2 protein-coding genes are annotated in these 4,187 nt (G+C 73.6%); both read right to left on the reverse strand.

Annotated elements, in window-relative coordinates; all coding sequences use genetic code 11:
- Positions 1 to 1,696, reverse strand: a 1,696-nt coding sequence (locus VFZ20_RS29145; protein WP_329687490.1) for a DUF5916 domain-containing protein, incomplete at its 3' end; no start/stop codon positions are given.
- A gap of 619 nt (positions 1,697 to 2,315) precedes the next feature.
- The coding region (locus VFZ20_RS29150) for a M56 family metallopeptidase (protein WP_329687491.1) at positions 2,316 to 4,187 on the reverse strand (1,872 nt) is incomplete at its 5' end.

The following is a 4,187-nucleotide window of genomic DNA, read 5'->3' on the forward strand; positions in this document are numbered from 1 at the left end:
CGTCCGCGCGGCCGGCGAAGCCGGCGTCGTTGATCTCGAAGCCTGGCGAGCGGCCGCTGGCCAGCAGCGTCCACAGCCAGTGCCGCCCGCTCTCGCGCTGGACGGACAGCTCGCCCGTGTAGCCGCCCAGCGACTCGCGGCTGCGGTACTCCACGTGGTCCGCGTCCGGCCGCTGAAAGAAGTGCCCGCTGCTGCGCTGCGTGCGCCGCAGGGCCAGCGAGTCGCCCGTCACGTAGCTGAAGCCCGCGAAGCCCCGCACGGCGTACTCGCCGCCCTTGAAGCGCAGGTTCCAGTCGCCGCCGCCCGTCACGGCGTCGCGGTGCAGCAGGTCGGCCAGGGGCGACAGGGCGTCCATGTCGCGGTGCACGCCCGTCATCAAAACGCCCGCGGTGGACTGGCTCGCGCCGAACTCCTGCTGCGCGCGGACGACGGCGTACCCCGTCCGCGGCGCCACCTGGATGCGCGCGAATTCCTCCGTGCCCACGGCGAAGCCGCGCGCCGACGCGTCGTCCGTCACCGCGGCCAGGGCCCCCAGCGAGGTGCCGGAGTTCAGCCGGCCCGTCAGCTTGGCGGCGCCCAGGATGGTGGTGTTGCGCGGCCAGTCCTCGAAGTCGCCGCCGGGGCTCAGCGCGGACAGCGAGCGGTCGGGGATGGAGCCGATGCGGCGCGAGTAGAAGTACTCCGGCCCCGCGCCCGCCAGCAGCTGCCGCCCCTCGATGAAGAACGGCCGCCGCTCGCTGAAGTAGCTCTCGTACGCGGACAGGTTCACCTCCGCCGGGTCCGCCTCCACCTGGCCGAAGTCGGGGTTCACCGTCCCTTCCAGCGTGAGGTTGGGGCCCACGCCCATCTTGAAGTCGGCGCCCACGCGCGTGTCCAGGCGGCTGCCGTCGTCGAACGGGTTGCCCTCGCCGGGGTCGGCGGAAAAGGCGCCGGAGCTGGCCACGTACGGCAGCAGCTCCGCGCGGCGGGAGGGGCGGATGCCCTCGATCCCCGCCAGCGTGCCCATCCGCGACGACCACGCCGTGACCTGCGTGGGGACGGGGATCCAGAACACGTCCTCCTGCGTGGCGGGGTTCCACCGGTCGATGTTGAGCCCCCACGTCTGCGCGTCGGCCGCGTTGAAGCGCAGCTGGCTGAAGGGGATGCGCATCTCCGCCGTCCACCCCGTGGAGTCGCGCTGCACCTCGGCCTGCCAGACGGGGTCGAACGACAGGTCGATGTCCGTCTCGTGGTCGATGGGATGGTACCAGTCCATCCGCGTCCCCGACGCCGTCACGCCGAACGAGTACGCCGTGCGGCGGTCCAGGTAGGTGTCCAGCGAGATCCAGATGTGCTCCGCCTGCCCGCCGTCGTCGCGCCGGCCCACGGGCGCCTGGATGGACGCGGGGTCGTTCTTGAACATGCGCGCGGCCACGTACAGCGCCGCATCGTCGTACACGAAGCGGACTTCCGTGCGCTCCGTCGGCGCGCCACCCTCCACGGGCTGCTTCTGCACGAAGTCGGAGAGCACGGGCGCGGCGGCCCACGCCGCGTCGTCCAGCCGTCCGTCCACGGCCGGCGCCCGCCCGCTGACCCGCACGGCGCGGATCTCCTTGCGCGGCGCGTCCGTGGAGGGCGGAGGAGCGGGTGTCTGCGCAGCGATCGCGGCGGGGAGCAGCAACGCCAGCGCGGTGGTGACAGGAAGGATGCGGATCATCTGCGGATGCAGGGGAACGGTGTTGCGCCGGCGCTGATCACCGGACGTTTGCTATTTTTTCAGCACATCACATCGACGACCCGGCCGATGCCGATCCGAGGCACGGTCCTCCTCCCAGGCCGGCCGCCCAATCGAATCAGGCGAGCGTCATCCTGAGGGAGCGCCGCGCGGCAGGCGAACGCGCACAGGGCTTGGCGCGACCGAAGGATCCTGTGTGCGAGACCCGGGACGCGCTTTTGTGCACGAGGGCAGCCGCAGAGCTTTGCGGGCAAGATCCTTCGTCGCCGCCACGGATCGTGCCCGGGCAAGGATCACGCGGCAGCTCCTCAGGATGACGCATTTCTCGCGGAGAGGCGGGTTGCTCGGTGCCTGCACGATGACGTCGGGAGGCGCCTCCTCGGACGATCCGCCGTCCGTACCTTCGTACCGCCGCAGAGCTTTGCGGGCAAGATCCTTCGTCGCCGCCACGGATCGTGCCCGGGCAAGGATCACGCGGCGGCTCCTCAGGATGACGCATTTCTCGCGGAGAGGCGGGTTGCTCGGTGCCTGCACGATGACGTCGGGAGGCGCCTCCTCGGACGATCCGCCGTCCGTACCTTTGTACCTTCGTACCGCCGTTCTACTTGAGGTGGTCGTACAGGTGCTGGTTCACGCGCTCGTACCAGCGCTGCGCGTCGGCGTCCCAGGGGCGGACGGCGCCGGCCACGCGGTACGTGCGGGTGACGGCGCCGTGGCCGTCCTCGCGCAGCTGCACCTCCGTCTCCACGCCATCGCGCGTCTCGCGGAAGTTCACGTAGCCGCCCGCGCGCAGGTCCACCTCGCTGGCACCGTCGCGCCACGACATGCGCGCGTTGCGGGCGTCCACGCGCAGCAGGGCGCTGTCCGGCCGCGCCTCGTGGTAGACCATCTCCACCTGCCGCGCCTCCATCTGCGCCTTCCACCTGCCGTCGCGGGTGATGACCGGCTTGCTGGTCGCCGCGCTCGTCACGGGCGACGCGGTGCGGCGCGCCTCGGCGTCCTCCGCGGCCAGGCGCGCCATGGCCTCGCGCCGCCACGCCGCGTCGCGCATGCGGGCCGCGGCCTGCACGTACGCCGGCCGCGCCTGGCCCACGACCGGCTGCGAATGCGCCGCCGTGCCCAGCAGCACCCGGAGCGACGCGTCGTCCATCCGCATCCCCACGCGGATCACCTGCTCCAGCACGGCCACGTCCAGCCCGGGCTGCCCCGCGACCGTCTCCAGCACGGGGCGCAGGTCCGCCGCGTCACGCAGCCGCTCCAGCGCGGCAAAGAACGCGTCGCACACCAGCCCGTCCGCCACGGGCCGCTCCTCCGCCACGCGGCGCAGGAACTCGGCGAGCACGGGCTGGTCGCGCATCTGCGCCGCGGAGCCGATGGCCAGCGACAGGGCGGACGCGCCCAGGTCGTCGCGGTCCAGCAGCACGTGCAGCACCTTGGCGCGCGCGCCGTCCGCCCGTACCTCCTTCGACGCGCGGGCCACCTCCTCCAGCGCCATGGGCGGCAGCGCCGGGTCGCCCGCCAGCCGCAGGAGGTAGTCGCGGCGTTCCACGTCCGTCGCCATGGCCTGCGCGCGGCCCTCGATGGTCGTCGCCGCCCGCGCGTCCTCCGGCCCCCGCTGCTCCGCCGCGCGCAGGGCCGCCAGGGGGACGATGAGCGTCAGCGCCAGCAGCGACGTGGTCACGGCCAGCGTGCGGCTGACGGGCCCGCGCGGCGTGGCGGAGTCCAGGATGGCGCGCAGGCGCCCCTCGAACTGCGTCCGCCGCGCCATGGCCAGGGCCGCCGCGGGCCCCGGCGCCGAGCCCAGCGCCCGGACGATGGTCAGCAGGTGGTCCGCGTAGTCGGTCGCGCGGGTGCCCACCTCCAGCACGGCGTCGTCGCAGGCGTGCTCGCGCTCCTCGCGCACGTGCCGCGCGGCCACCCACACCAGCGGGTTGAACCAGAAGAGCGCCACAGCCAGGTGCGCCACCCACTGCGTGAGCGCGTCCCAGCGGCGCACGTGGGCCAGCTCGTGCGCGAGAACGGCCGCGCGCCGGCCGTCGTCCCACGCGTCGGCCTCGGCGGGAAGGAGGATGACGGGGCGAAAGGCGCCCCACGTCATCGGCACGGCGGACGTGGGCCCGCGCAGCAGCCGGACAATGCGCCCCAGCCGCATCCGCCGCGACAGCCGGTCCGTGAGCGCCGTCCAGCGCTCGTCGTCCAGCTCCGCCGCGCCGCGCTCCATCCGCCACACGGCCAGCACGCCGAACATCAGGCGGACGAGCAGGATGCCCGCGCCGGCCAGCCAGACGGCGAGGGCGACGGTCTTCCACGGCGTAGGCGTCCCCGCATCGTCCGCCGGCGCGGCGACGAGCGCGGTGGGCTCGGCCGTCACGTCCCGCAGCGGGGCCACGACGCCGTTGCTCTTGATGGACGACACGGGCACCGCCGCCGCATCCGTCCGGCCCTTCGCCCCGGCGACGGCCGTCCGCGCGGA

The sequence above is a fragment of the Longimicrobium sp. genome, assembly GCF_036280135.1.
Lineage (GTDB): Bacteria > Gemmatimonadota > Gemmatimonadetes > Longimicrobiales > Longimicrobiaceae > Longimicrobium.